The sequence below is a fragment of the Acinetobacter sp. UBA3132 genome (assembly GCF_002364825.1).
GTDB lineage: Bacteria > Pseudomonadota > Gammaproteobacteria > Pseudomonadales > Moraxellaceae > Acinetobacter > Acinetobacter schindleri.
In genome coordinates, this window is the sequence record NZ_DEZM01000199.1 from 1 (window position 1) to 3,581 (window position 3,581).

Here is a 3,581-nt window from a genome sequence, read left to right on the forward strand (position 1 = left end):
CGCTCTTCCGATCTTTTCAAGAAAACTCATTCTTCATAAGGTTTATTTAAAAAATAATAATTTAAATAAGAATAAAGATTTTTATATGAAAGATTTAAAAGGTGATGCCATGCTGATTAGACTGAGGTGAACACGGTATTGTAAAACACATGTAAGGATTTGCTGTCCGATGTTTAAGGAACGTTTGCTCAGGATTTAAATCCACTATGATGACGCTTCACTCACCATAAAAAGAGAGTTACATCATGGCGATTGCAAAAGTTGTTGAAGTTAATTCGAGTAGCAATAAGAGCTTTGAGGATGCGATTCAGACTGGCATTGCTAAGGTCACCGAAACCGTCAAGAATGTTCAGGGTGCCTGGATTAATGAACAAAAAGTTGTCATCAAAGACAATAAAATTACTGAATATCGGGTCAATCTTAAAATCAGTTTTCTGGTTGAATAAATACAGAACAAAAAAATCCCCATTTGAAATGGGGATTTTTTTTATGTGTCTTATCTTATTCAGATTTAGGCAGATCACATTGATCATCAGTACATTGTTCTGCAGCAGCCTGCGGTGGCTCTAGCGCTTTTTCTAAAACCTGTACAAATACTTCCTTGGGTTGGGCACCCGCCAAGGCAATACGCTGGTCAAATACAAAGAACGGAACACCTGTAACTTTCAACTGGTCGCGTGCAATTTCCTGATCGAATTTAACGAAATCTGCATATTCTTCTGAATTCAGCACGTCATCAACTTCAACAGGATTCAGGCCTATACGGGCTGCTACATCTTCTAAGGTTTCACGCTCTCCAATGGCTAGACCTTGGGTCATATAACTATAGAAAAAAGCTTCTTCAGCTTCGTTACCTAAACCTTTGCTCTGGGCAAGATGGATAATACGGTGAGCATTAAAGGTATTGCCTGAGTTGGCGCCTTCCCAGTTAAACTCGATACCTTCTGCCTTGGCCATCTCGGCAATATTACGTTGCATTTCTTCGACTTCTGCCACAGTACGGCCGTATTTCTGCGCAAGTCGTTCAGAATTAGAAATTTCCTGACGTACAGGTGCTTCAGGATCAAGCTGGAAGCTATGCCAGTGAACTTCAAGTTCTACACCTGCCTGTTCTGCAGCAGCTTCTAAACGTTTTTTACCGATATAACAAAAAGGGCAGACCACATCCGACCAGATATCTACGCGCATGAAATTTCCTAAATATTTCTATTAGGAGAAGTATGAGGGCATATAGCCAGAATTTAAAGGTTGAATAGGTCGAAAGAACTAGGGAGAAGATTAAAGAATTTTAAATTTTAGACATTCTTTATTACTTAACTTGTCTTTGGTTATTCGTCTGAATATTCACGTTTTTTGTGAAATAGTTCAATGAATAGCATAGATCTGTTGGGGATATTTCATAAAATAATGATAAGTGTTTGATCTTATTGTGAATTAAAATGCTATTTTGATATTGCTGAAATTTAGGAGGCAGTGCTATGAATAGGGTCTGTAGCTATACATGCGCTATGTTAATGGCAGGGATTCAGCTTCCAGCAATTGCAAGTTTTTTTGATTCATCTGATTTTGAACATTTGGATGATGATTTACTTGCGCTGGTGTCAGGACAGGATCGTTCATTTCAAACAAAAACAGATTTATATCGGGCTGATACATTGCAAAGAATGACGCCGCAGGGTTTCCCAGTAGCTGCACAGAGTAATCAGGAGAGTTTGAGTTTATTTAATAGTGTATTTCAGTTTAATGAAAAAGGGCAGTTAACCTTACAGATCAATCAGGATGTAGTATCGATTGGTGTGATTGAATGTTCTTTAAGTATTCACGGTCTCTCAGAAGTCGGAAAAACCCTTGGTGATCAAATCAAGTTTAATTAAGTTTTGCCGATAAAAAAACGCCCCGAAGGGCGTTTTTTTATCAACTCAATTATGCAGATTTAGCTTCTTTTACAGAGGCTAACATCGAACCAGTTTCTTCAAAGTTTGCATGCCAGCTCAACGCTTCATTTAGAAGGTGAGGTGTCTGACCACCACGTACACATGCACGATCAAAGTAGTCATTTAATGCATCTTTGTACATTGGATGTACACAGTTGTCGATGATGGCACGAGCACGCTCACGTGGCGCTAAACCACGAAGATCTGCCAGACCCTGTTCAGTTACAAGCACATCTACATCATGGCCAGTATGGTCAACATGAGATGCCATTGGAACAACAGATGAGATGTCACCGCCTTTGGCAATTGACTTGGTTACGAAGATCGCAATGTGTGCATTACGCGCGAAGTCACCTGAACCGCCGATACCGTTCATCATTTTGCTACCACATACGTGAGTAGAGTTCACGTTACCGTAGATATCAAACTCAAGTGCAGTGTTAATACCGATAATACCTAAACGACGTACCAGTTCAGGATGGTTAGAAATTTCTTGCGGACGTAATACAAGTTTATCTTTGTATTGCTCAAGATTGTTAAATACTTTCTCGCCGTATTTTGCAGAAAGGGTAATTGATGAGCCTGAAGCAAATTTCATTTTACCCGCATCGATCAATTCGAAAGTACAGTCTTGCAGTACTTCTGAGTACATGATCAGGTCTTCAAAATTAGACTCTTTCAGACCAGTCAATACGGCATTTGCAATTGAACCGATACCGGCCTGAAGTGGGCCTAAGTTTTTCGGTAAACGTTCTGCTGCTACTTCTTTTTCGAAGAAAGCAATCAGGTGATTTGCGATAGATTGAGTCTCATCATCCGGAGCTGTTACTGTAGATGGAGAATCATGGTATTCACTATTAATTACGATACCAACAATTTTCGCCGGATCGATATTGATTGCATGTGTACCGATACGCTCATCTACTTTAGTCAATGGAATCGCTTGACGTGTTGGACGATAAGTCGGGATATAGATATCGTGTAAGCCTTCAAATGCTGGGCTTAAGTTTGTATTGATTTCTACAATCACTTTTTCTGCAAAAATTGCAAAGCTTGCAGAGTTACCAACTGAAGTTGTAGGAATAATGCCGCCGTCTTCAGTAATCGCAACCGCTTCAATCACTGCTACATCTGGTTTTTTCAGCTGCTGGTTACGCATCTGTTCAACAGTTTCAGACAAATGCTGATCGATGAACATCACTTCACCCTTGTTGATTGCTTTACGCAGGGTGTTGTCCACCTGGAATGGCAAACGACGTGCCAATACACCAGCTTCTGTTAATTGCTTGTCCAGGTCATTCCCTAGAGAAGCACCAGTGATGAGGGTGATCTTTAATGGGTTCGCTTTTGCCTGCTGTACCAGAGCCAGTGGAACCGCTTTTGCTTCACCTGCACGAGTGAAGCCACTCATACCTACAGTCATGCCATCTTCGATGAACTGAGCTGCCTGTTCTGCACTCATTACCTTATTGTGTAGGGATGCTAAACGGATACGGTCTAAAGACATTTGAACTCTCTTAAATTCCTGAATACTGATACGGATTGTACCGATCAAAAAAAGTATTTTGCATAGGTGTTAGGCTAAGGTCTAATTTTTTAGCCAAATAGTGGTATAAAAATAAATGATGATTTTTAACATATTGAATA

Annotated in this window: 4 protein-coding genes; 2 read left to right on the forward strand and 2 right to left on the reverse strand. The window is 40.0% G+C overall.

Going from position 1 to position 3,581, the window contains the following annotated elements:
* Window positions 1-245 precede the first annotated feature (245 nt).
* Window positions 246-446, forward strand: a complete 201-nt coding sequence (locus B4033_RS11125) for a dodecin family protein (RefSeq protein WP_004813529.1) — start codon at window positions 246-248, stop codon at window positions 444-446.
* A 55-nt stretch (window positions 447-501) separates the two neighbouring features.
* On the opposite strand, the gene B4033_RS11130 is transcribed toward B4033_RS11125, so the two are convergent.
* Window positions 502-1,188 (reverse strand): DsbA family oxidoreductase, encoded by a 687-nt coding sequence (locus B4033_RS11130; RefSeq protein WP_004813526.1) that lies wholly within the window; start codon window positions 1,186-1,188, stop codon window positions 502-504.
* Window positions 1,189-1,514: 326 nt separating this feature from the next.
* Between B4033_RS11130 and B4033_RS11135 the strand changes: the two genes are divergently transcribed.
* Window positions 1,515-1,874 carry a hypothetical protein gene (locus B4033_RS11135; protein ID WP_286833996.1) on the forward strand — a complete coding sequence of 120 codons (360 nt, stop codon included), beginning with the start codon at window positions 1,515-1,517 and terminating at the stop codon, window positions 1,872-1,874.
* A gap of 49 nt (window positions 1,875-1,923) precedes the next feature.
* On the opposite strand, the gene B4033_RS11140 is transcribed toward B4033_RS11135, so the two are convergent.
* A complete protein-coding gene (locus tag B4033_RS11140) occupies window positions 1,924-3,441 on the reverse strand; it encodes an acetyl-CoA hydrolase/transferase family protein (RefSeq protein WP_071320690.1) in 1,518 nt (505 codons plus the stop codon).
* Window positions 3,442-3,581: the final 140 nt, after the last annotated feature.

Coding starts and splice junctions, on each gene's coding strand:
- B4033_RS11125 (WP_004813529.1), top strand. CDS start 246: ATGGCGATTGCAAAAGTTGTTGAAGTTAATTCGAGTAGCAATAAGAGC.
- B4033_RS11130 (WP_004813526.1), bottom strand. CDS start 1,188: ATGCGCGTAGATATCTGGTCGGATGTGGTCTGCCCTTTTTGTTATATC.
- B4033_RS11135 (WP_286833996.1), top strand. CDS start 1,515: ATGGCAGGGATTCAGCTTCCAGCAATTGCAAGTTTTTTTGATTCATCT.
- B4033_RS11140 (WP_071320690.1), bottom strand. CDS start 3,441: ATGTCTTTAGACCGTATCCGTTTAGCATCCCTACACAATAAGGTAATG.